Origin of the sequence: Sphaerisporangium sp. TRM90804, assembly GCF_029846175.1 — a bacterium.
Lineage (GTDB): Bacteria > Actinomycetota > Actinomycetes > Streptosporangiales > Streptosporangiaceae > Sphaerisporangium.
Genome location: NZ_JARWAC010000007.1, coordinates 338,743 through 360,786, shown reverse-complemented (window position 1 = coordinate 360,786; position 22,044 = coordinate 338,743). Strand labels below are relative to the sequence as shown.

18 protein-coding genes are annotated in these 22,044 nt (G+C 70.4%); 8 read left to right on the top strand and 10 right to left on the bottom strand.

All coding sequences use genetic code 11. The annotated features are described in order from the left end of the window. Positions 1-74: 74 nt before the first annotated feature. From gyrA to dnaA, 7 genes are all read right to left on the bottom strand, one after another. A complete protein-coding gene (gyrA, locus tag PYR91_RS09075) occupies positions 75-2,576 on the bottom strand; it encodes a DNA gyrase subunit A (RefSeq protein WP_279778914.1) in 2,502 nt (833 codons plus the stop codon). A 42-nt stretch (positions 2,577-2,618) separates the two neighbouring features. Continuing rightward, complete coding sequence (gene gyrB, locus PYR91_RS09070) at positions 2,619-4,562, bottom strand: DNA topoisomerase (ATP-hydrolyzing) subunit B (protein WP_279778913.1); 1,944 nt, start codon at positions 4,560-4,562, stop codon at positions 2,619-2,621. A 346-nt stretch (positions 4,563-4,908) separates the two neighbouring features. Further along, complete coding sequence (locus PYR91_RS09065) at positions 4,909-5,439, bottom strand: DciA family protein (RefSeq protein ID WP_347942975.1); 531 nt, start codon at positions 5,437-5,439, stop codon at positions 4,909-4,911. Next, a complete protein-coding gene (recF, locus tag PYR91_RS09060; RefSeq protein ID WP_279778912.1) occupies positions 5,429-6,757 on the bottom strand; it encodes a DNA replication/repair protein RecF in 1,329 nt (442 codons plus the stop codon). Before recF ends, PYR91_RS09065 begins: the two co-directional genes overlap by 11 nt. 143 nt (positions 6,758-6,900) lie before the next feature. Continuing rightward, positions 6,901-7,845 (bottom strand): phosphogluconate dehydrogenase (NAD(+)-dependent, decarboxylating), encoded by a 945-nt coding sequence (gnd, locus tag PYR91_RS09055; protein WP_279778911.1) that lies wholly within the window; start codon positions 7,843-7,845, stop codon positions 6,901-6,903. A 97-nt stretch (positions 7,846-7,942) separates the two neighbouring features. After that, positions 7,943-9,079 (bottom strand): DNA polymerase III subunit beta, encoded by a 1,137-nt coding sequence (dnaN, locus tag PYR91_RS09050; RefSeq protein WP_279778910.1) that lies wholly within the window; start codon positions 9,077-9,079, stop codon positions 7,943-7,945. 586 nt (positions 9,080-9,665) lie between these two features. Continuing rightward, positions 9,666-11,642, bottom strand: a complete 1,977-nt coding sequence (dnaA, locus tag PYR91_RS09045; protein WP_279778909.1) for a chromosomal replication initiator protein DnaA — start codon at positions 11,640-11,642, stop codon at positions 9,666-9,668. Between the two features lie 527 nt (positions 11,643-12,169). On the opposite strand from dnaA, the gene rpmH reads away from it, so the two are divergent. From rpmH to PYR91_RS09005, 8 genes are all read left to right on the top strand, one after another. Beyond that, positions 12,170-12,307, top strand: coding sequence for a 50S ribosomal protein L34 (rpmH, locus tag PYR91_RS09040; RefSeq protein ID WP_010849920.1), 138 nt, complete (start codon positions 12,170-12,172; stop codon positions 12,305-12,307). 98 nt (positions 12,308-12,405) lie between these two features. After that, positions 12,406-12,798, top strand: a complete 393-nt coding sequence (gene rnpA, locus PYR91_RS09035; protein WP_279778888.1) for a ribonuclease P protein component — start codon at positions 12,406-12,408, stop codon at positions 12,796-12,798. 110 nt (positions 12,799-12,908) lie between these two features. Next, complete coding sequence (gene yidD / locus PYR91_RS09030; RefSeq protein ID WP_279779243.1) at positions 12,909-13,142, top strand: membrane protein insertion efficiency factor YidD; 234 nt, start codon at positions 12,909-12,911, stop codon at positions 13,140-13,142. 4 nt (positions 13,143-13,146) lie between these two features. Next, entirely contained in the window at positions 13,147-14,112 is a 966-nt protein-coding gene (gene yidC / locus PYR91_RS09025; protein WP_279778887.1) for a membrane protein insertase YidC, read from the top strand. Between the two features lie 28 nt (positions 14,113-14,140). Then, entirely contained in the window at positions 14,141-14,641 is a 501-nt protein-coding gene (locus PYR91_RS09020) for a R3H domain-containing nucleic acid-binding protein (protein ID WP_279778885.1), read from the top strand. A 330-nt stretch (positions 14,642-14,971) separates the two neighbouring features. Then, the gene (rsmG, locus tag PYR91_RS09015) at positions 14,972-15,661 is read left to right on the top strand and encodes a 16S rRNA (guanine(527)-N(7))-methyltransferase RsmG (RefSeq protein WP_279778883.1); all 690 of its coding nucleotides are present in this window, start codon (positions 14,972-14,974) and stop codon (positions 15,659-15,661) included. Positions 15,662-15,879: 218 nt separating this feature from the next. Next, positions 15,880-16,728 carry a ParA family protein gene (locus PYR91_RS09010; RefSeq protein ID WP_279779241.1) on the top strand — a complete coding sequence of 283 codons (849 nt, stop codon included), beginning with the start codon at positions 15,880-15,882 and terminating at the stop codon, positions 16,726-16,728. A 146-nt stretch (positions 16,729-16,874) separates the two neighbouring features. Next, on the top strand, positions 16,875-17,837 hold the full coding sequence (locus PYR91_RS09005; protein WP_279778881.1) for a ParB/RepB/Spo0J family partition protein: 963 nt from the start codon (positions 16,875-16,877) through the stop codon (positions 17,835-17,837). Positions 17,838-18,565: 728 nt separating this feature from the next. Here the strand turns inward: PYR91_RS09005 and PYR91_RS09000 are convergent. The 3 genes from PYR91_RS09000 to PYR91_RS08990 form a co-directional block, all read right to left on the bottom strand. Further along, positions 18,566-19,612 carry an aminotransferase class V-fold PLP-dependent enzyme gene (locus PYR91_RS09000; protein ID WP_279778880.1) on the bottom strand — a complete coding sequence of 349 codons (1,047 nt, stop codon included), beginning with the start codon at positions 19,610-19,612 and terminating at the stop codon, positions 18,566-18,568. 9 nt (positions 19,613-19,621) lie between these two features. Continuing rightward, complete coding sequence (locus tag PYR91_RS08995; protein WP_279778878.1) at positions 19,622-20,590, bottom strand: D-alanine--D-alanine ligase; 969 nt, start codon at positions 20,588-20,590, stop codon at positions 19,622-19,624. Positions 20,591-20,670: 80 nt separating this feature from the next. Further along, complete coding sequence (locus tag PYR91_RS08990; protein WP_279779240.1) at positions 20,671-21,903, bottom strand: PLP-dependent aminotransferase family protein; 1,233 nt, start codon at positions 21,901-21,903, stop codon at positions 20,671-20,673. Between the last annotated feature and the right edge of the window lie 141 nt (positions 21,904-22,044).

Below are 22,044 nucleotides of genomic sequence, written 5' to 3'. Positions count from 1 at the left end.
ATTGTTACGCTTCCGGTTGGACGGCGTGCCGGGCTTCCCCGGCCCGCCGGCTCCCCCGGAGCTGGCCTGAGGGCTCATTGCTCGTCATCTCCCCCGTTGTCCTCGGTGTCCAGCGCTTCGGCGTTGCGGGCAAGGGCGACCACGCTGTCTCCGTCCGAGAGGTTCATCAGGCGCACTCCCATGGTCTGGCGGCCGGACTGCTTGATCTCGCCCGCACTGGTCCGGATGACTCCGCCTGCCGAGGTGATGGCGAACACCTCGTCCTCGGGACTCACCATGACTGCTCCGACCAGCTTCCCACGAGCACTGACAATCTTGGCAGTCAGCACACCCTGCCCGCCCCTGCCCTGCAGCGGATACTGATCCGCGGGCGTCCGCTTCGCATACCCGCCTTCGGTCGCGATCAACACGTCGGCCCCGTCGCTCACGACGTTCATGGCGAGCAGCTCGTCCCCGTCGAGGAACCGCATGCCGATGACGCCGCTGGTCGCACGCCCCATGGGACGCAGTGCCTCGTCGGCCGCGGTGAAGCGGATCGACTTGGCGCCCCGCGAGATCAGCAGCAGGTCGTCCTCCTCGGAGACCAGCCGCGCGGCGATCACCTCGTCGTCCTCGCGGAGGTTGATCGCGATCAGGCCGCCGGACCTGGGGGAGTCGTACTCCGACAGGCGGGTCTTCTTCACCAGGCCGCTGCGGGTGGCCAGCACCAGGTAGGGCGAAACCTGGTAGTCGCGCAGGTCGAGGACCTCCATGACGTGCTCGTTGGGCTGCATGGCCAGGAGGTTCGCCAGGTGCTGGCCGCGGGCGTCGCGGCCGGAGTCGGGCAGCTCGTAGGCCTTGACGCGGTAGACGCGCCCCTTGTTGGTGAAGAACAGCAGCCAGTGGTGCGTCGTCGTGACGAAGAAGTGCTCGACGATGTCGTCCTGGCGGAGCTGCGCGCCCCGCACGCCCTTGCCGCCGCGCTTCTGCGCCCGGTACAGGTCGGTCTTGGTGCGCTTGGCGTAGCCGCCACGGGTGATCGTGACGACCATGTCCTCCTCGGCGATGAGGTCTTCGATGGACATGTCGCCGTCGTAGGCGATGATCTCGGTCTTGCGCTCGTCGCCGTACTTGGTGACGATGTCGCCGAGTTCGTCGGACACGATCTGACGCTGCCGGGGCTCCGAGGCCAGGATCGTCTCGTACTCGGCGATCTGCGCCATCAGCGACTCGTACTCGTCGGTGATCTGCTGGCGCTCCAGCGCCGCGAGCTTGCGGAGCTGCATGTCGAGGATGGCCTGCGCCTGGATCTCGTCGATCTCCAGGAGCTCCATCAGACCGCCGACGGCCTGCGCCGCCGAGGGCGACCGCCTGATGAGGGCGATGACGTCGTCCATGCGGTCCATGGCCTTGAGCAGGCCGCTCAGGATGTGGGCGCGCTCCTGGGCCTTGCGCAGCAGATAGCGGGTGCGGCGGACCACGACCTCGATCTGGTGGGCCACGTAGTACTTGACGAACTGGTCGATGCGCAGGGTGCGCGGCACGCCGTCGACCAGCGCCAGCATGTTGGCGCCGAACGTGGTCTGGAGCTGGGTGTGCTTGTAGAGGTTGTTCAGCACGACCTTGGCCACGGCGTCGCGCTTGAGCACGATCACCAGGCGCTGGCCGGTGCGCGAGGAGGTCTCGTCGCGGACGTCGGCGATGCCGGTGACCCGGCCGTCCTTCACCAGCTCGGCGATGGTGAGCGCCAGGTTGTCCGGGTTGACCTGGTAGGGCAGCTCGGTGACCACCAGGTTCTGCCGGCCCTTGGCGTCCTCCTCGACCTCCACGATGGCGCGCATGGTGATCGAGCCGCGACCGGTGCGGTAGGCGTCGTCGATGCCGCGGCGGCCGACGATCAGCGCGCCGGTGGGGAAGTCGGGCCCCTTCACCCGGGCGATCAGCGCTTCGAGCAGCTCCTCCTCGGAGGCGTCGGGGTTCTCCAGGCACCACTTGACGCCGCTCGCGACCTCGCGCAGGTTGTGCGGCGGGATGTTGGTCGCCATGCCCACCGCGATGCCGGCCGAGCCGTTGACCAGCAGGTTGGGGAACCGCGACGGCAGGACGATCGGCTCCTGGGAGCGGCCGTCGTAGTTGGGCTGGAAGTCGACGGTCTCCTTGTCGATGTCACGGAGCATCTCCATGGCGATCGGCGCGAGCCGGCACTCGGTGTACCGCATGGCGGCGGGCGGGTCGTTGCCCGGGGAGCCGAAGTTGCCCTGGCCGTCGACCAGCGTGTAGCGCAGCGCCCAGGGCTGTGCCAGCCGGACGACGGTGTCGTAGATCGACGCGTCGCCGTGCGGGTGGTAGGAGCCCATCACGTCGCCGACGACGCGGGAGCACTTGAAGTATCCGCGGTCGGGCCGGTACCCGCCGTCGTACATCGCGTAGAGCACGCGCCGGTGCACCGGCTTGAGGCCGTCGCGCACGTCGGGCAGCGCGCGGGAGACGATGACCGACATCGCGTAGTCCATGTAGCTGCGCTGCATCTCGGACTGGATGTCGACCGGCTCGACGCGGTTCGCGGGCGGGCCGGGCGGGGTGTTCACTTCCGTCACGGGTGATGTGTCCTTTTCGAAGATGAGGCTGTACGGCTACGGCTACACGTCCAGGAACCGGACATCCCGTGCGTTTCTAATGATGAACGAGCGGCGTGCCTCGACGTCCTCGCCCATGAGGACGGTGAACATCTCGTCGGCCTGCGCGGCGTCGTCGAGGGTGACCTGGAGCAGGACCCGCGTCGCGGGGTTCATCGTGGTCTCCCAGAGCTGGGAGGGGTTCATCTCGCCCAGACCCTTGAAGCGCTGCACGCCGTCGTGCATGCGCGGGTCGCGGCGGCCGGCCTCGATGCCGGCCTGGATGACGGCGTCGCGCTCGCGGTCGGAGTAGGCGTAGCTGGCGTCCTCACCCTTCCTGTCCCACTTGATCTTGTACAGCGGGGGCTGGGAGAGGTAGACGTGCCCGGCCTCGATCAACGGCCGCATGAAGCGGAACAGCAGCGTGAGCAGCAGCGTGGTGATGTGCTGGCCGTCGACGTCGGCGTCCGCCATCAGGATCAGCTTGTGGTAGCGGAGCTTCTGGATGTCGAACTCGGCGTGCACGCCGGTGCCGAGGGCGGTGATGAGGGCCTGGACCTCGTTGTTCTTGAGCACCCGGTCGATGCGGGCCTTCTCGACGTTGAGGATCTTGCCGCGGATCGGGAGGATCGCCTGGAACTTGGCGTCACGGCCGCCCTTGGCGCTACCGCCCGCCGAGTCGCCCTCGACGATGTAGAGCTCACACTTCTCGGGCTCGGTCCACTGGCAGTCGGCCAGCTTGCCCGGAAGCCCGGAGCCGGCCTCCAGCAGCGACTTGCGCCGGGTGAGGTCGCGCGCCTGGCGGGCGGCGATGCGGGCGCGGGAGGCCTGGAGGGACTTGTTGAGGATCTCCTTGGCCTCGCCGGGGTTGCGCTCGAACCAGTCGCGGATGGAGTCGTTGCAGGCCTTCTGCACGAACGACTTCGCCTCGGTGTTGCCCAGCTTGGTCTTGGTCTGCCCCTCGAACTGCGGGTCGGTGAGCTTGACCGAGATGATGGCGGTGAGGCCCTCGCGGATGTCGTCGCCGGTGAGGTTGTCGTCCTTGCCCTCCTTGAGGAACTTCTGCTCCCGGGCGTAGCGGTTGACGATCGACGTCAGCGCCGCGCGGAAACCTTCCTCGTGGGTGCCGCCCTCGGCCGTGTTGATCGTGTTGGCGAAGGTGTAGACGGACTCGGTGTACGAGCCGTTCCACTGCATCGCGATCTCGACGGAGATGCCGTCGCCCTCGGCGTCGAAGTCGATGACCGAGCCGTGGACGGGCTCCTTCTTGGAGTTGATGTGCCGGACGAAGTCGGAGATGCCGCCCTCGTAGTGGTACGTCACCACGCGGGGCTCGCCGTTGACGTGGTCGGGACGCTCGTCGCGCAGGACCATGGTCAGGCCCTTGTTGAGGAACGCCATCTCCTGGAACCGCCGCGAGAGGGTCTCGAAGCTCCAGGTGGTGGTCTCGAAGATCTCCTCGTCGGCCCAGAAGGTGATCGACGTCCCGGTGTCGGTCGCGGGCTCGCCCTCGGCGAGCGGGGCGGTCGGCACGCCGCGGATGTAGGACTGCCGCCAGTAGCGGCCCTCGGTGCGCACCTCGACCTGCAGGCGCGAGGACAGGGCGTTGACGACCGCCGCGCCCACGCCGTGCAGACCGCCGGAGACGGCGTAGGACTTGCTGTCGAACTTGCCGCCGGCGTGCAGGACGGTGAGCACGACCTCGACCGCGGGGCGCTGCTCGCCCTTGACCATGCCCACGGGAATGCCGCGTCCGTTGTCCACGACCCGGACGCCGTTGTCGGGAAGGAGGGTGATCTCGATGTGGTCGGCGTGCCCGGCGAGCGCCTCGTCGACGGAGTTGTCCACGATCTCCTGGACGAGGTGGTGGAGACCACGCTCTCCGGTCGAGCCGATGTACATTCCCGGGCGCTTACGTACCGCCTCAAGCCCTTCGAGAACGGTGATTGAGCTAGCGTCGTAGGACAAGTGCGAAATCCTCCTGCCGCGGACACGCGGCAGGAGAGCCCCCAAGTGGCCGCTGCCCTGCCGTGCCCGTCACCGTCGTGAGTGCCGCGATACAGACCACCCCGAGGGATCGGCGCGAAGCCGGGGGTGACGCGCATCGGACGTGTCCGGAATCCGATTTCATTCTACCGGTCAGAAGCGCTTCAGGTGGCATTGACGGCCGCTGTGCTCGCCTGTCCCGCGTTCACCACCCCCGGGGGCATCCCCCCACGGGCGAGGGGGTCACCCCCGCCAACGGGATTCTGATCGGTTTCCCCGGGGATCGACGTCTCTGCGGCGAGGGCCGGACGGCCGCCGCGGGCCCGGCTCAGCCGTAGGTGTCGCCGGGGCCGCGGCTGCCCGTGACCCGCAGGCCGCCCGTCGGACGCGGGCCGTTCTGCGGCCCGCGCACCTTCACCCGGCGCACCGTGCCGTCGCCGAGCTCCTCGTTGAGCCTTCTGACCAGGCTGGACGCCAGCAGGCGCAGCTGCGTGGCCCAGGCCGTGGAGTCGGCGACGACCAGCACCTCGCCGTCGGCGAAGGACTCGGGCTTGGTGTGCGCCGCGAGGTCGGGGCCCACGATCTCGTGCCACCGGCCGAAAACCCCGCCGACGGCGACCGGCTGCTCCCAGCCGCGGTCGGACAGCAGCTCGCGGATCGCGCGGCCGAAGAGCTGAGGGTCCGCGGTGTCACGCCGGGCCGAGGAGCGGCGGCGCGGCTCGCTCCTGGGCAGCCGCCCGCGCCGGGCGGCGTCGGCCTTCGCCTGGGCGAGCTTCTCGCGGGCGAGCGCCGCCCCGCGGGCGGCCATGCCCTCCGGCGACTGCACCCCGGAGGACTCGGCAGAGGTCTCATCCAGCACGGGTGACGCTCCCTTCCATGACGTCGAACCGGGCTCCCACGAGCTGCGCGGGGACGTCCTCGGGCACGGCGGCGGTGATCAGCACCTGTTCGGCCGGGGCGACGATCTCGGCCAGGGCGCGCCGCCTGCGCGAGTCGAGCTCGGCGAAGACGTCGTCGAGGATCAGGACGGGGTCGCCGCCCTCCGCCCGGAGCAGGTCGTAGGCGGCGAGGCGCAGCGCGAGCGCGAACGACCAGGACTCGCCGTGGCTGGCGTAGCCGCGCGCGGGCAGCTCGCCGAGGGCGAGCAGCAGGTCGTCACGGTGCGGGCCGACCAGGGTCACGCCGCGTTCGAGCTCGGCCTGGCGCACTTCGAGCAGGCTCGCCCGAAGGCCCTCTTCGAGCGCGGCCCGATCGGCCACCGGGCCCCGCGCCCCTGTGGACGGGGCGGCGCCGGCCGTGCCCCCCCGCTCAGGCGGGCCGGCGGCGGTTCCGGCCCCTTGGGGCTCGGGTGATCCGGCGGCGGCTCCGGCCCCTTCGGATGAGGGCGGCTCCGCGGGGCCTTGAGCCGTCCACAGGCCCGTGGGGGAGGTGCCGCGGTATTCGATGCCCGCCGGGGCCGAGGAGGGCGCCAGCATGGCGTAGGCGCGGGCGACGAGCGGGCGCAGGAGCTCGACGAGCTCCAGACGGGCGGCGAGCAGCTCGGCGCCCTGGCGGGCCAGGTGGGCGTCCCAGACCTCCAGCGTGCTGAGGGCGTCGCCGGCGCCCGCGGCGGAGAAGGCGGTCTCGGCGTCCTGACGGCGGGCGCTCTGGCGGCGCCCGCCCCGCGCCTGCATCGCGGTGCGCAGCAGGGCGCCGCGCTGCTTGAGCACGCGGTCGTAGTCGGCGCGCACGCCCGCGAAACGCGGCGCGCGGGCGACCAGGAGGTCGTCGAGGAAACGGCGCCGCTCGGCGGGATCGCCCTTCGCCAGGGCCAGATCTTCGGGTGCGAACAGCACCGTGCGCAGCAGGCCGAGGACGTCGCGAGGGCGGGGGACCGCCGCGCGGTTGAGCCGGGCGCGGTTGGCCCGGCCGGGGTTGATCTCCAGCTCGACCAGGGCCTGCCGGTCGTCGCGGACCACCACCGAGCGGACGACGGCCCGGGCGGCGCCCTGCCGCACCAGGGGCGCGTCGGTGGCGACCCGGAAGCTGCCGAGGGTGGCGACGTAGCCCAGCGCCTCGACGAGGTTGGTCTTGCCCTGGCCGTTGGGGCCGACCAGCGCCGTCACCCCCGGCTCCAGAGCCAGTTCCACCGCGGCGTAGGACCGGAAGTCGGTCAGCGACAGATGGGCGACATGCACCCCACGAAGGGTAGTGCTCCCCTACGACAACATCCGCACAACCGGCACCGCCGGCACGTGGCGTTCGTCCACAGCCTGTGCGTCACCGGGGGCCCACGCGCCGCGCGGGAACGCGCGGCGCCGGGCTGTGGATGACGGGCCTGTCAGCCCTGGGCCTCGGCGGGCGGCACGACGTCGGCGCCGGGCGCGTCGGCGCCCTTGGACGTCTGACCCTCCTTCGAGGCGACGGCGTGGCCGCCGAACTGGTTGCGCAGCGCCGCGACCATCTTCATGGCCGGGGAGTCCTCCTGGCGGGAGGAGAACCGGGCGTACAGGGCGGCGGTGATCGCGGGCAGCGGCACGGCGTGGTCGACGGCGGCCTGCACCGTCCACCGGCCCTCCCCGGAGTCCTCGGCGTAGCCCTTCAGCTCCGAGAGGTCGGGATCCTGCTCCAGGGCGCGGACCGCGAGGTCGAGCAGCCACGAGCGGATGACGGTGCCGGTGCGCCAGCTCGCGAACGCCCCCGGCACGTCGGTCACGACGTCGGTGGCCTCCAGCAGCTCCCAGCCCTCGGCGAAGGCCTGCATGATGCCGTACTCGATGCCGTTGTGGACCATCTTGGCGAAGTGGCCGGCGCCCACGCTGCCGGCGTGCACGAAGCCGTTCTCGCCCTCGGGCTTGAGCGCCTCGAAGATCGGCGTCAGCGCGCCGACGTCGGCGGGGGCGCCGCCGGCCATCAGCGCGTAGCCGTTCTCCAGGCCCCAGACGCCGCCGCTGACGCCGACGTCGACGAAGCCGATGCCCTTGGTCGCCAGCTCGTCGGCGTGCTTCTTGTCGTCCAGGTAGTGGGAGTTGCCGCCGTCGACGACGAGATCGCCCTCGGACAGCAGCTTGCCGAGCTCCTCGACGGTCTTGCGGGTCGGCTCGCCGGCCGGGACCATCACCCAGATCACCCGCTGCGGCGAGAGCCGCTCGACGAGCTCCTTGAGGCTGCCGACGTCGCTGGACTCCCGGTGGTGGTCGTAGCCGACCACGTCGTGGCCGGCCCGGCGCAGCCGTTCAGCCATGTTGCCGCCCATTTTGCCCAGCCCGACCATGCCGATCTGCATAACCGCCACCCCTCGTCAAGGTCTCCATCATGGACGACACACCAGTGACGCGCTGTACCCGGCCCATGCGTCACCATGCGCGAGGTACGAGCGGATCTTAGCTGGACAGGCGGATCGGCATGATGAGGTACCGGTAGTCGGGGGTCGAGCCGTCCTCCACAGGCTTTCCACCGGTGAGGATGGCCGGCTTGGTGGACGTGGTGAACTGCAGGCGAGCCACGTCGGAGTCGATCGCGCCGAGCCCCTCCAGCAGGAACTGGTGGTTGAAGGCGATGTTGATCTCGTCGCCGTCGAACTCGACGGGCAGCACCTCGACCGCCTGGGCCTCGTCGCCGCTGCCGGCCTCCAGCACCACCTCGCCGCCCTTGAACGCCAGGCGCACCGGCGTGTTGCGCTCGGCCACCAGGGCGACGCGCTTGACGGCCTCGACGAACGCCGAGGTGGAGAGGTCGGCGTGGGCGGAGAACTCCGTGGGCAGCAGCGAGCGGTACTTGGGGAACTCCGGGTCGAGCAGACGGGTGGTCGTACGGCGGCCGGAGCTGGAGAAGCCGATCATGCCCTCGCCGGTGCCGCCCGTGGAGCTGAGCGCGATCTCGACCTCGGCGCCGGTCGTCAGCGACTTGGCGGTGTCGGCGAGGGTGCGGCCGGGGATCATCGCGACGGCCGAGATGTCGGGCCGGCCGGGCTGCCACTTGAGCTCGCGCACCGCGAGGCGGTAGCGGTCGGTGGCGGCGAGGGTGACGGTGTCGCCCTCGATCTCCATGCGGACGCCGGTGAGCATCGGCAGGGTGTCGTCCTTGCCCGCCGCGACGGCGACCTGTGCCACCGCCGAGGAGAAGACGTCGCTGCCGACCCGGCCGGTCGCCGGGGGCATCGCCGGCAGGGAGGGATAGTCCTCGGCGGGCATCGTCAGCAGAGTGAACCTGGCGCTTCCACAGGTGACGACGGCCTTGGCCCCCTCCACCACGAAGTCCACAGGCTGTGCGGGGAGGGCGCGCGTGATCTCGGCGAGGAGGCGGCCGGACACGAGCACCAGGCCGGGGTCGCCGGTCTGCAGTTCGAGGGTCACCTCGGCGGACACCTCGTAGTCGAAGCCCGACAGCTTGAGCTGCTGCTGGTCGGTGACCTCCAGCCGCATGCCGGCGAGCACGGGCACGGACGGCCTCGCGGGCAGGCTGCGTGCGGTCCACGCGACCGCCTCTGCGAGCACGTCTCGGTCGACCCGGAACATCACGTGGATCCGCCTCCTGGTGTATGGGCTTGCGTCTTGATCGCGGTCTTCATCCCGGCTCGACTGCTCCGCGCCGTTGATTCAAGTGTTCACTCTCCCGCACAGGAGGACCGCCGGAACCCTTCTATGGGTCTTGAGTTCTTAGTAGAGAGAGATAGAGGTCATCGCATTAGGGGCAGTGGATACTGTGGAAGTCTAGTGTCTTCGCAGGTCAGAGGGTGTTCTTTGTCCACCGGGCCTGTGGGTGGCCGGTGGGTATCCGGGCCAGGCCTGGGGACAACCGAGAGTTGCGCACAGGCTGTCCCCAGATTCGGGGCCTTCGTCCACCGGTCATCCACGAGGTTTCCACCGGTTATCCACGGGGTAAAAGGGACTGGCGCCATACCCTCCGGGCATCGCCCACAGGCCGTCCCCAGGTCATCCACGAGTAGTCCCCAGGTCTTCCCCAGGATGTCCCCAGACTTGTCCCCAGGCTCCGGACCGCCCCCAATCGGCCGATCGCTTGCTTGGTGACGTCCGTCGGCGGCATTTCGCCTGATTCACCGGTAGTGTGCGTTGATCCACAGAGTTATCCACAGGCTGTGGATCATCAGGAACTGCGCGAGTGCTGTTTGATGCGGTTCGTCAGCTCTGTGACCTGGTTGTACATCGACCTGCGCTCCGCCATCAGCGATCGGATCTTGCGTTCGGCGTGCATGACGGTCGTGTGGTCGCGGCCGCCGAACTGCTGGCCGATCTTGGGAAGCGACAGGTCGGTGAGCTCCCGCGCGAGGTACATGGCGATCTGCCTGGCGGTCACCAGCACCCGCGAGCGCGAGCCGCCGCAGAGGTCGTCGATCGACAGGCCGAAGTAGGCGGCGGTCTGGGCCATGATCGTGGCGATGGTGATCTCGGTGCTGGAGTCCTCGGTGATGAGGTCCTTGAGCACGACCTCGGCGAGCTGCAGATCGACCGACTGCCGGTTGAGGCTGGCGAAGGCGGTGACGCGGATGAGCGCCCCCTCCAGCTCGCGGATGTTCGTGGAGATCTTGCTGGCGATGTACTCGAGCACGTCGCCCGGGGCGGCGAGCCCTTCCTGTATGGCCTTCTTGCGCAGGATCGCGATGCGTGTCTCCAGCTCCGGCGGCTGGACGTCGGTGATCAGGCCCCACTCGAAGCGGTTGCGCAGCCGGTCCTCCAGCGTCACGAGCTGTTTGGGCGCCCGGTCACTGGAGATCACGATCTGTTTGTTCGCGTTGTGGAGGGTGTTGAAGGTGTGGAAGAACTCCTCCTGCGTCTGCTCCTTGCCCTCCAGGAACTGGATGTCGTCCACAAGCAGGATGTCGACCGCCCGGTAGCGGGCCCGGAATCCGTCGGCCTTGTGGTCGCGGATCGAGTTGATGAAGTCGTTGGTGAACTCCTCGGAGCTTACGTACCGGACGCGGGCTCCGTCGTACAGCCGCTGCGCGTAGTGGCCGATCGCGTGCAGCAGGTGGGTCTTGCCCAGCCCGGAGTCGCCGTAGATGAACAGCGGGTTGTACGCCTTGGCGGGCGCCTCGGCCACCGCGACGGCGGCGGCGTGCGCGAACCTGTTAGACGCGCCGATGACGAAGGTCTCGAAGGTGTACTTCGGGTTCAGCCGGGCGGGCTCGCTCGGCTTGCCGCCCCGGCTGTCCCAGCGGTTCTGCACCGGCCGGTCGTAGCCGTCGGGCTCCTGGCGCGGGCGAGGCGGCTGGCCGTCCTGCCTGCCGGAATAGGGGGGTTCGCCGGCGAACCCCCCCGTCTGCTGCTGGTACGGCGCGGCCCCGTCGTTGCGGGCGTACCCGGGGGGCTGCTCTGACTGGGGATAAGCCTGGGAGCCCTCGCCGCGCGGGAACTGCTGCTGGCTCTCGCCCCGGGAGTAGGGCTGGTTGCCCTCGCCGCGCTGGAATGGCGAGCCGTCGCCGCGGGGGAAGGGCGGCCCGCCGGACTGCTCCTGCTGGGCCGGCTGCGACTGCTCGTGGCCGGACCGGCCGGGGGGGAAGCCGTCCTGGCGCTGGTAGCCGTCGCCGCCCTGCTGGTAGTCGTCGGGAAGGTAGGGCTGCGAGGCCTCGGCCGGGGGGCCTCCGTAGGACTCCTCCGGGCCTGTGCCATACGAGTAGTTGTAGGGGTTCGCCTGTGGGCGGTTCTGTGGATAGTCGGCCGGCATGCCGTGGCCGGGATACGCCTGCTGGGCGCCGGGACCCTGCCTGCCGGGCTGTGGGTAGCCGGACTGCGGTTGTCCACCCTGGGGATAACCCGGCTGCGAGGCCTGGGGATAACCGTCCGCTCTCGGAGCGTCACCCGCGCCGGCCATCGGATCGACCATGACCGCCACCCGCATCGGGCGGCCGAACTCCTGGGAGAGCGCCTGCGCGATCAACGGCCGCAGCTTGGTCTCCAGGACATCCTTCGCGAAGTCGTTGGGAGCGGCCAAAATGATCGTGTCGTTCACGAGACCGAAGGGCCGGGTCATGTTCAGCCAGGCCCGCTGCTGAGGCGGAACGCTGCCGTCGGTGAAGCTCTCCAGCGCCCGGGCCCAGATCGGGCCGAGGTCGACGCCGTCCATGGGTCCCTCCTCCGTCTACGCGGCCCCCGTACGCTCGCCGCGGTCAGTTATCCACATCGACGTCCCGCGGGAGTGGACTCCCCGGCGCCCGCCCTCGCGGCTGTACCCACAGCGTTGTCCGCAGGCTCCTTCCGGTGGTCCACAGGGGATCCACAAGATGTCCACAGCCACCAGGCGAGCTTTCCAGCACATCGACGAGATGGAGGGAAGGTTCGGAGGGCCGACAGTAGCGCTGTGCACACCCCTGTTCAAGACGTTGTCCACAGACTACTGGCAGGTTGGGGAGACACGATGCACATACTGTGGACGACGTGGCGGGCGGTGGAAAACGTGCCTGTGGAATAGTGGACGACGCCGGAGTGGCGTATGGGACGCCGATCCGGTTTGACCTTTGGCCCGTTAGCGCCGTAACGTACGACGGTCGGCTTGTCGCGCGACGGCTCTTTGTCGTGCCCGCGCATTTGACAGGCCGTGCCCTGTGTGTGTCGATCACCCCGTGCGGGTGAACTCAAGCCTGGAGCCCACTCGTGAGCAAGCGTACTTTCCAGCCGAACAACCGTCGCCGCGCGAAGACCCACGGCTTCCGGCTGCGCATGCGCACGCGGGCCGGCCGTGCCATCCTCGCCGCCCGCCGCCGTAAGGGCCGCGCGGAGCTGTCCGCCTGAGCGCGCAATCCCGGTGCGTCGTGTGCTCGCCCGTCGGAACTGACCGGCGGGCGAGCGCCGTCCCCGGGCCCGTGCTGGTCTGAGAGACAGGTCCACTCGTGTTGCCGTCCGCCTCCCGCATGCGTCACAGCGACCAGTTCGCCGGCGCCGTCCGCGGAGGAAAGCGCGCCGGCCGCCCCACACTGGTGGCCCATCTGAGCGATCGCGGGAACCCCGCCGACCCTCCCCTCGTCGGGTTCGTCGTGAGCAGGGCCGTCGGCGGGGCGGTCGAGAGAAACCGCGTCAAGCGCCGTCTGAGACACCTGATGCGCCACCGCCTGCATTGTCTGCCGAGAGGTAGCCTGCTTGTTGTACGCGCCAATCCACAGGCGGCGTCCGCGCGCAGCGAGCAGCTCGCCGCCGAGCTGGATGTCGCCCTCGATCGACTGATCGGGCGGCGGACGCCCTCGCGGCGGGCCGGCCGTCCGGCCGCGACGGATGGACGATCATGAGTAGCGGAGAACCCCGAGGGTGGGACGCCGTCGACGCGCCCCCTCCGGCCGGCGCGACCGCGGACACCCGAGACCCGGCCGCCGCGGCCTCGCCTGCCGCCCGGGTCCTCATGGTCCCGATCCGGTTCTATCGAGCCTTCGTGAGCCCCGTGCTGGGGCCGCGATGTCGTTTCGAACCGTCCTGTAGTGCTTACGGCCTTGAGGCGATCGCCGTCCACGGCGCATTACGAGGCTTGTGGCTGACCGCCAGGCGAATCGGGCGTTGCCACCCCTTCCACCCGGGAGGTTACGACCCGGTGCCTCCGCGCCCGGTCCGGTCCCACGACACAACGCAAGGGAGCTAGCTCGGTGGAGCTGTCATGGCTGAACTGGCTGTATGAAGCCGTCGCTACGGTCATCGCGTGGATCCACGCGGGCTACAGCACGTTCATACCGTCGGACAACGGTCTTAACTGGGCGCTGACCATCATCACCCTTACGGTGCTGATGCGTCTGCTGATCTTCCCGCTCTTCCTCAAGCAGATGCGCTCGTCGAAGAAGATGCAGGAGCTCGCCCCGAAGGTCGCGGATCTGCGCAAGAAGTACAAGAACGACAAACAGCGCATGAACCAAGAGGTCATGAAGGTGTACCAGGAAGGGGGCGCCAACCCCCTCGGCGGCTGCCTTCCGGTGGTCGCGCAGTTCCCGATCTTCATCTCCATGTTCACGGTGCTCCAGGCGATCGCCAACGACCAGGACAAGTTCGGCATGTCGCAGGAGCTGGTCGACAGCGCCCGTTCCGCGCACATCTTCGGGGCGCCGATCCCGGCGACGTTCTTCACCAGCTCCACCGACATCCTGGCCCTCGGCGCCGACCCCATCATCACCAAGATCATCCTCGGCATCTTCGTGGCGGTGAGCTCGGCCACCACGTTCCTCACGGTGCGCCAGAGCGTCACCCGCTCGATCGCCCAGATGCCCGACAACCCGATGGCGCAGCAGCAGAAGATCCTGATGTACATCTCGCCGCTGTTCGCGATCTTCAGCCTCAACTTCGCCCTCGGCCTTATCCTTTACTGGGTCACCACCAACCTGTGGACGCTCGGCCAGCAGCACTGGTTCTACAGCAGGCACCCGATGCCGGTCATCGACTCCAAGGGGAACGTGGTGGAGCCCGAGCCGAAGCCCGGGGTGCTGAGCAGGATCCTTCCCGGCAGGGCTGCCAAGGCGAAGGCGCCGGTCGACGCTCCCCCGCCGGAGCCCGAGCAGAAGATCATCCGGCAGCAGCCCACGCGGCAGCCGCGCAGCAAGCGCACGGGCACCAAGAAGTCCTGACCCGTTGTCTTCGAAGGAGAGTTCGGACGTGACCGAAGTCAACGAGGAGCAGGCCCCGCAGGCCGCGCCCGACCTCGCCGCCCTGGAGCAGGAGGGCGAGATCGCGGCCGACTACCTCGAAGGGCTGCTGGACATCGCCGACCTCGACGGCGACATCGACATGGACGTCGAAGGCGACCGTGCCATGGTGTCCATCGTCGACATCAAGGGCGGTGACCTCGTCGGCGACCACGGCGAGGTGCTGGAGGCCCTGCAGGAGCTCACCCGCCTGGCCGTCCACCGCCGCACGGGGGAGCGGTCCCGGCTCATGCTCGACGTGGCGGGGTACCGCCAGGGGCGCAGGCTGGAGCTCAGCAAGCTGGGCTCCAAGGCCGCCGAGGACGTCAAGCGCTCCGGCGAGGCCAAGTCGCTGCAGCCGATGACGCCGTTCGAGCGGAAGATCGTGCACGACGCCGTCGCCGCCGCGGGCCTGCGCAGCGAGTCCGAGGGCGAGGAGCCCGAGCGGTACGTGGTGGTCCTGCCCGTCTGAGGGCGTACGGGCGGCGCCACCGCGCCGCCGTGGAGCCCGGACGCGCAGCGGGCCGCCGATCCGTCGAGGATCGGCGGCCCTTCGGCATTCCCGACCCTCGTCACCACGGTGACCGAGCCGGGCATCCCGATGCGTCTCCCCCGTTGTAACCCACCGGCCGGCCGGCGCCGTCGCGGCTCGCCGTCCTTCCCCTGTTTTGACCCCGCCGTTGCCCGCGCTTCACCCCGAATGTGAGAACGGCGCGCCGCCCCGGACGCGTCCGGGGCGGTGAAGCGTGCCGGGACGGCTACCCTTACGCGGAGATCCCGTGACCTTCCTGTTGAGTGAGTGATGGCCGAAAGCGACGAGCTGCCCGACCCGCCCGATTCCGCGCGCGACGTCTTCCCCGGTGACGCCTGGCCGCTGGCCCGTGCCTACGCCGAGCTGCTCGCCGGGCCCGGCGTGGTCCGCGGCCTGCTCGGGCCGAGGGAGATCCCCCGCATCTGGGACCGGCACCTGCTGAACTGCGCCGTCGTGGCGGAGGCCGTGCCCGAGGGCGCGCGGCTCGCCGACGTCGGCTCGGGGGCGGGCCTGCCCGGAATCGTGCTGGCCATCGTCCGGCCCGACATCTCGGTGACGCTGCTGGAGCCGCTCCTGCGCAGGACGACGTTCCTGGAGGAGTGCGTGGAGGAGCTGAAGCTGTCCAACGTCGAGGTGCTGCGCGGCCGGGCCGAGGAGTTCGCGGGCCGGCGGGTCTTCGACGTCGTGTCCGCGCGGGCCGTCGCGCCGCTCGACCGCCTTCTGTCCTGGTCGATGCCGCTCCTGCGGGAGGGTGGCCGGTTGCTGGCCATGAAAGGGGAGCGTGCCGCCGAGGAATTGGCGGCCGTCGCGCAACGATTGCCGTCCTATGGCGTTGATACTGCCGAACTTGTGACTGTCGGGCACGGTAAGGTCGATCCGCCCGCGACTCTTGTCCGGGCGGTTGCCGGACGCTCCCCGGCGCGGAGTGCGCCAGGTACGCGGCGTCGGCGGAAGAGGTGACGGTCATGCCGGGTACGGCGACCGGCCTTGGCTGGCCGGGCGGTCATGTCTCCGCTTCGAGCGGGAGACCTTCGGGTCTCGGCTGGCCTCCTTCCGTCGCCGTGCCGGTTGAAAGGACAACAACCGTGTCACAGCCCCCCCTTAGCCCCGGCGAATCGCCGCTGGTCCGAGAGGCGCTCAGCTCAGTGGTTTCACGTGAAACAGCTCCTTCCGCTCCCATAGCCGCCGCTTCACTCGGTTACCCGTCGTCCCGGCAGGAGGGCGACTGGCCTCGCCCACCGAAGAAGCGCATCATCACCATCGCCAACCAGAAGGGCGGCGTGGGCAAGACCACCACGGCCGTCAACCTGGCGGCGGGCCTGTCCATGCACGGCCAGCGGGTGCTCGTGGTCGACCTCGACCCGCAGGGCAACGCGTCCACGGCGCTGTCGGTCGAGCACCGCGGGACGATCCCCTCGGTGTATCAGGTGCTGGTCGAGGACCTTCCGCTGAAGGAGATCGTCAGCCCCGTCCCCGACATGCCCGACCTCTACTGCGCGCCGGCGACGATCGGCCTGGCCGGCGCGGAGATCGAGCTGGTGTCGCTGGTCGCCAGGGAGGCCCGGCTCAAGCGGGCGCTGGAGGCGTTCGACGTCATCGAGCTCGACTACATCCTGATCGACTGCCCGCCGTCGCTCGGCCTGCTGACGGTGAACGCGATGGTCGCCGCCGAGGAGGTGCTGATCCCGATCCAGTGCGAGTACTACGCCCTGGAGGGGGTCAGCCAGCTCCTGCGGAACGTCGAGCTCGTGCGGGTTCACCTGAACCAGGCGCTGCGGGTGTCGACGATCCTGCTCACCATGTACGACGGCCGCACCCGGCTGGCGTCGCAGGTGGCCGACGAGGTGCGGTCGCACTTCGGCGACACGGTGCTCTCGACCGTCATCCCGCGCAGCGTCCGGGTGTCGGAGGCGCCGAGCTACGGGCAGTCGGTGCTCACCTACGACGGCGGCTCCAGCGGCGCCATGGCGTACATGGACGCGGCGCGGGAGATCGCCTTCCGTGGTGCCGCCGTCGCGGGAGGCTGACCCGGCCCGGCGGCGGTACTCTCCTGGAGGGTGTCCCGCGCCGGCCGGAACGGCGGTAAGCGAGTGTCTGTGAACCCGGCCGGCGAGGGCGACGGTACAAAAGCCGTCGACTCGGTACGGGCGGGATGTCGTGTCGAGGAGGAACCGTGGGCCAGCAGAGGCGTGGTGGACTGGGGAAGGGTCTCGGAGCCCTGATCCCCACCGGGCCCGCCGTGGAGGAGCCGACCGCCGGGGTGTGGGCCTCGGAGTCCCCGGGGGAGCGCGACGGGCTCAAGCCCGTCGCCGGCGCGTACTTCCAGGAGATCCCGGTCGACTCGATCGTGCCCAACTCCCGGCAGCCTCGCGACATCTTCGACGAGGAGGCCCTGGGCGAGCTGGCCGACTCCATCCGCGAGGTCGGCCTGCTCCAGCCCATCGTGGTCCGCGCGGTGGGCGACGGCCGTCATGAGCTGATCATGGGGGAGCGGCGGTGGCGCGCGTCGCGGCTCCTGGGGCTGACGGAGATCCCGGCGATCGTCCGGAGCACCCAGGACGACGCGATGCTGCGGGACGCCCTCATCGAGAACCTCCAGCGGGAGCAGCTCAACGCGCTGGAGGAGGCGGCGGCCTACCGGCAGCTCCTGGACGACTTCGGCGCCACGCACGAGCAGCTCGCCCAGCGGGTCGGCCGCTCGCGTTCGCACATCTCCAACACCCTGCGGCTGCTCAACCTGCCGGCCAACGTCCAGCTCCGGGTCGCCGCCGGCACGATCAGCGCCGGACACGCCCGCCCGCTGCTGGCGCTGAGCGACCCGGCGGCGCAGGAGCACCTCGCCACCCGCATCGTGGCGGAGGGCCTCTCGGTCCGCACCGTGGAGGAGATCGTGTCCATGGGTGAGGCGACCGCCGCCCCCGCCCCACGCGCCCGCCGCCCTCGCGACACCCCCGAGCCCACATTGACCCACCTGGCCAACCGCCTCTCCGACCACTTCGAGACGCGCGTCAAGGTCGACCTCGGCCGCCACAAGGGCAGGATCGTCGTCGAGTTCGCCACCATGGACGACCTGGAGCGCATCATCGGCGCCATGGCCCCCGGCGCGGCCGGCGCCATGCACGACGCCACCGGCTGACCCCACCCCCTCCGCGTTTCACGTGAAACCGCCCCACGCGCCCTTCCGGCAACGGGCGACGCGGCCGTTTCACGTGAAACGGTCCGCTCACCCAGGTTGGATTACCGGGGGGAGCCGGCTCACTCCCGGTGTGTGCGTCAGCCGGGTGGCCCGCCGTACGACGGCGCCGAATTCGCCGTATCCCTTCTCGCCGACGCGGCGCCGGGAGTCGGCGCTTCCACCGGCGGAGGGGAGGGCCGGCGAGCGGATGGAGCGGGGGTAGGTGATCGGTTGCCGTTACACCTCGCCCAGCTCCGGTAGGTCCATCGGCTGGTGTCACACCTCGCCTACATCCGGCCGGCCCATCGGGCTGGTCCTCGACTTCGCCCGTGTCCGGCCGATCCATCGGTTGGTGCTACACCTCGCCCAGGTCCGGCCGGTTCATCGAGTGGTGTTGATGACCGCAGCCCCCTGGGCGCCTGGGGGTGGCCGCCTGCGGGGTGATGGGGGCGGGGCAGGGTGATCGGTTGGTGCTACACGTCGCCCGTGTTCGGTCGGTCCATCGGCTGGTGTCGATGACCGCCGCCCCCCTGGGCGCCTGGGGGTGGCCGCCTGCGGGGTGGTGGGGAGGGGGCCGGGTGCGGGGCGCGCTTCAGGAGGCGTGTCGAAGGCGTCATTTCACGAAGGTGGCTCGGCGGGTACGGGACGGGTGCCCGAGGAGGTGTGACTTATGGGTGAGTGGTCGCCGGTCAGCGTTTCAGTGCCTGGTGGATGTCGGTGGCGAAGGTGTCGACGTCCTCGGGGGAGGTGTCGAAGGCGGTCATCCAGCGGACCACGCCGGAGGGCTCGTCCCAGGTGTGGAACAGGTAGCGGGAGCGCAGTTCGGTGATCGCGCCGTGCGGGAGGCGGGCGAAGACGGCGTTGGACTGGACCGGCCACTCGACGCTCAGGCCGGGGAGGCCGGTGACGGCGTCGGCGAGTCTGCGGGCCATGGCGTTGGCGTGGGCGGCGTTGCGGCGCCACAGCTCGTCGGTCAGCAGCGCGGAGACCTGGGCGGAGACGTAGCGCATCTTGGAGGCGAGCTGCAGTGACTGGCGGCGCAGGTACGGGCCGGCCTCGGCCAGTTCCGGGCGCAGCACGACCACGACCTCGCCGACCATGGCGCCGTTCTTCGTGGCGCCGAAGCTGAGGACGTCCACGCCGGCGTCGGTGGTCACCTCGCGCAGGGAGCAGCCGAGGAAGGCGGCCGCGTTGGCCAGGCGGGCGCCGTCCATGTGCAGCAGCATGCCGTGGTCGTGGGCGGCCCGCGCGAGCGCGGCGACCTCGTCGGCCGTGTAGCAGGTGCCGAGCTCGGTCACCTGCGAGATGGAGACCACCTTCGGCTGCACCGCGCTGATGTTGCCGCGCTCGCCGAGCCGGGCCGTCACGTCCGCCGGGGTGAGCTTCCCGTCGGCGGTGGGCACGGTGACCAGCTTGACGCCGAGCAGGCGCTCGCTGGCCCCCGTCTCGTGGGTGGCGATGTGCGCGGTCTCCGGGCAGATCACCGCGTCGTAGCGGCGCTCCAGCATGCTGCCCAGCGCCACGATGTTGGCGCCGGTGCCGTTGAGGACGACCAGGCCGGCGGCGTCCTCGCCGAACTCGGCGCGGAGCCGGTCGGCGAGGGCGCCCGTCCACCGGTCGTCCCCGTAGGCGGGGGCGTCCCCGGCGCCGGCCGCGGCGACGGCCTTCAGGACGGCGGGGTGCACTCCCGCGTGGTTGTCGCTGGCGAAGCTCTTGGGGTAGAGGGGTTCGATCACGCCGCCAGGTTACGCCCGGCCGGCGGCCCCGCCGCGCCGGGCGGCGGCTTCCAGCAGCCCGCGGCACAGGGCGCCGAGATCCTTGCCCGCGGCCTCCACGGCCATCGGCAGCAGGGAGGTCTCGGTCATCCCCGGGGCCACGTTGACCTCTAGGAAGTGCGGGTCGCCGTAGGCGTCCACGATGAGGTCGGTGCGCGAGACGTCGCGCAGCCCGAGCGCGGTGTGCGCGGTCACGGCCAGCCGCGCGCAGGCGTCGGCGACCTCCGGACGCAGCCGCGCGGGGGCGAAGAACTCGGTGTGCCCGGCGGTGTAGCGCGCCGAGTAGTCGTACACGCCTTCGTTCGGGAAGATCTCGATGGGCGGCAGGGCCACCGGGCCGTCGCCGAGGTCGACCACGGACACCGCGACCTCCACCCCCTCGATGTACCGCTCGATCAGCGCGGTGTCCCCGTAGGCGAAGCACCCCACCATGGCGGCGGGCAGCTCGTCGGCCTTGCGGACGATCGAGCCGCCGAGGGCCGACCCGCCGCGCGACGGCTTGACGAACAGGGGCAGGCCGAGCCGGTCGACGATGCGCCCGAGCACGGCCGCGGCGCCGAGGTCGTGGAAGGTCTCCTTGGGCAGGACGACCGACTCGGGCGTGCGGACGCCGACCGAGCGGACCACCGTCTTGGCGGTCGGCTTGTCGTAGGCGATGCGGCAAGCGTCGGGCGCGGCGCCCACGTACGGGACGGACAGCAGCTCCAGCACCGAGCGGATCGCGCCGTCCTCCCCGCTGCCGCCGTGCAGGGTGACGAACACGACGTCGGGCGGGTCGGCGAGCACGGCCGGCACCAGACCGGCGTCGGTGTCGCGCGTCTCGACGTCGATGCCGGCCGCGCGGAGCACCTCGCTCACGCGGCGCCCTGAACGGAGCGAGACCTCCCGCTCGTACGACAGCCCGCCTGCCAGCACCAGCACGTGGCCGAGCTCGATCATCAGCGACCTCTCTTGCTTCTTCGGAGAAGAGCCCGGCGCCCGCCGGTCGGGCGGGTGCGCCGGGCTCCTTCCCGCGCGTCTCAGGCCAGGTCAGGCCCGGGGGTGTCCACCCCACCGAGGGCACGCATGGCTCCGGTGCCGAAGGTGTCGTGCAGCAGCAGCTCCTGCTGGACGACACCTGCGAGGCGCCGGACGCCTTCGCGGATGCGGTCGGGTTCGGGGTAACAGTAGGAAAGGCGCATGTTACCCGCGCCGGAGCCATCGGCGTAGAACCCGGTGCCCGGTACGAACGCGACGCGCTCGGCGACGGCGCGGGGCAGCAGCGCCTTGGAGTCGAGCCCTTCGGGCAGCGTCAGCCAGACGAAGAACCCTCCGGCGGGGCGGGTCCAGGTGCAGCCGGGCGGCATGAGCGCTTCCAGGGAGCCCAGCAGGGCGTCCCTGCGCTCGCGGTAGAGCTCGCGGAACGTCTTGATCTGCTCGCGCCACGGCTGGGTGGCGAGGTACTGCCCCACGGCGAGCTGGGAGAAGCTGGAGTGGGACAGCACCGCCGACTCCATGGCGAGCACCAGCTTGTCGCGGATGGCGTGCGGGGCCAGGGCCCACCCGACACGGAAGCCCGGGGCGAGGGTCTTGGAGAACGACCCCAGGTAGACGACGCCGTCGGGGTCGTCGGCGCGCAGAGCCCGCATGGGATCGCCGTCGAAGCCCAGCAGCCCGTATGGGTTGTCCTCGACGACCAGCACGCCGGCGCGCCGGCAGATCTCCATGACCCGGCGCCGGCGCTCCGCGGAGAGCGTGACGCCGGCCGGGTTCTGGAAGCTCGGGACGGTGTAGAGGAACTTGACGCGGCGGCCGGCGCGGTGCAGCGCCTGGATCGACTCGTCGAGCGCCTCGGGCACGAGCCCCTGGGCGTCCATGGCGACGTGCACGACCGAGGCCTGGTAGGCGGCGAACGTGCCGATAGCGCCCACGTAGGAGGGCCCTTCGGCCAGCACGACGTCGCCGGGGTCGATGAAGATGCGCGTGATGAGGTCGAGCGCCTGCTGCGAGCCGACGGTGACGACGACGTCGTCGGGCCCGGCGTCGATGCCCTCCAGGCGCATGACCTCGCAGATCTGCTCGCGCAAGTGCGGGTCGCCCTGGCCGGAGCCGTACTGGAGCGCAACCGTGCCGCGCCGGGCGACCAGGTCGGCGACCAGTTCGCCCACGGTGTCGAGGGGGAGGGCCGTGACGTAGGGCATGCCGCCCGCGAGCGAGACCACCTCGGGCCTGGACGCGACGGCGAAGAGAGCTCGGATCTCGGAGGCGACCATCCCGGCGGCACGTGCTGCGTACCGATCGATGTAGGGATCGATGCGCGACCCCTGGGCCACGCTCCTCCGACCGTGATCCTGCTCTTCCGTCACGGTCCACCTCCTATTCAGCCGAGCCCACGGCGTCCGCCGCGTTCGGGC

Coding starts and splice junctions, on each gene's coding strand:
- dnaA (WP_279778909.1), bottom strand. CDS start 11,642: ATGGACGGCGTCGACCTCGGCCCGATCTGGGCCCGGGCGCTGGAGAGC.
- PYR91_RS08990 (WP_279779240.1), bottom strand. CDS start 21,903: ATGGTCGCCTCCGAGATCCGAGCTCTCTTCGCCGTCGCGTCCAGGCCC.
- PYR91_RS08995 (WP_279778878.1), bottom strand. CDS start 20,590: ATGATCGAGCTCGGCCACGTGCTGGTGCTGGCAGGCGGGCTGTCGTAC.
- rsmG (WP_279778883.1), top strand. CDS start 14,972: ATGGCCGAAAGCGACGAGCTGCCCGACCCGCCCGATTCCGCGCGCGAC.
- yidD (WP_279779243.1), top strand. CDS start 12,909: ATGGTCCCGATCCGGTTCTATCGAGCCTTCGTGAGCCCCGTGCTGGGG.
- gnd (WP_279778911.1), bottom strand. CDS start 7,845: ATGCAGATCGGCATGGTCGGGCTGGGCAAAATGGGCGGCAACATGGCT.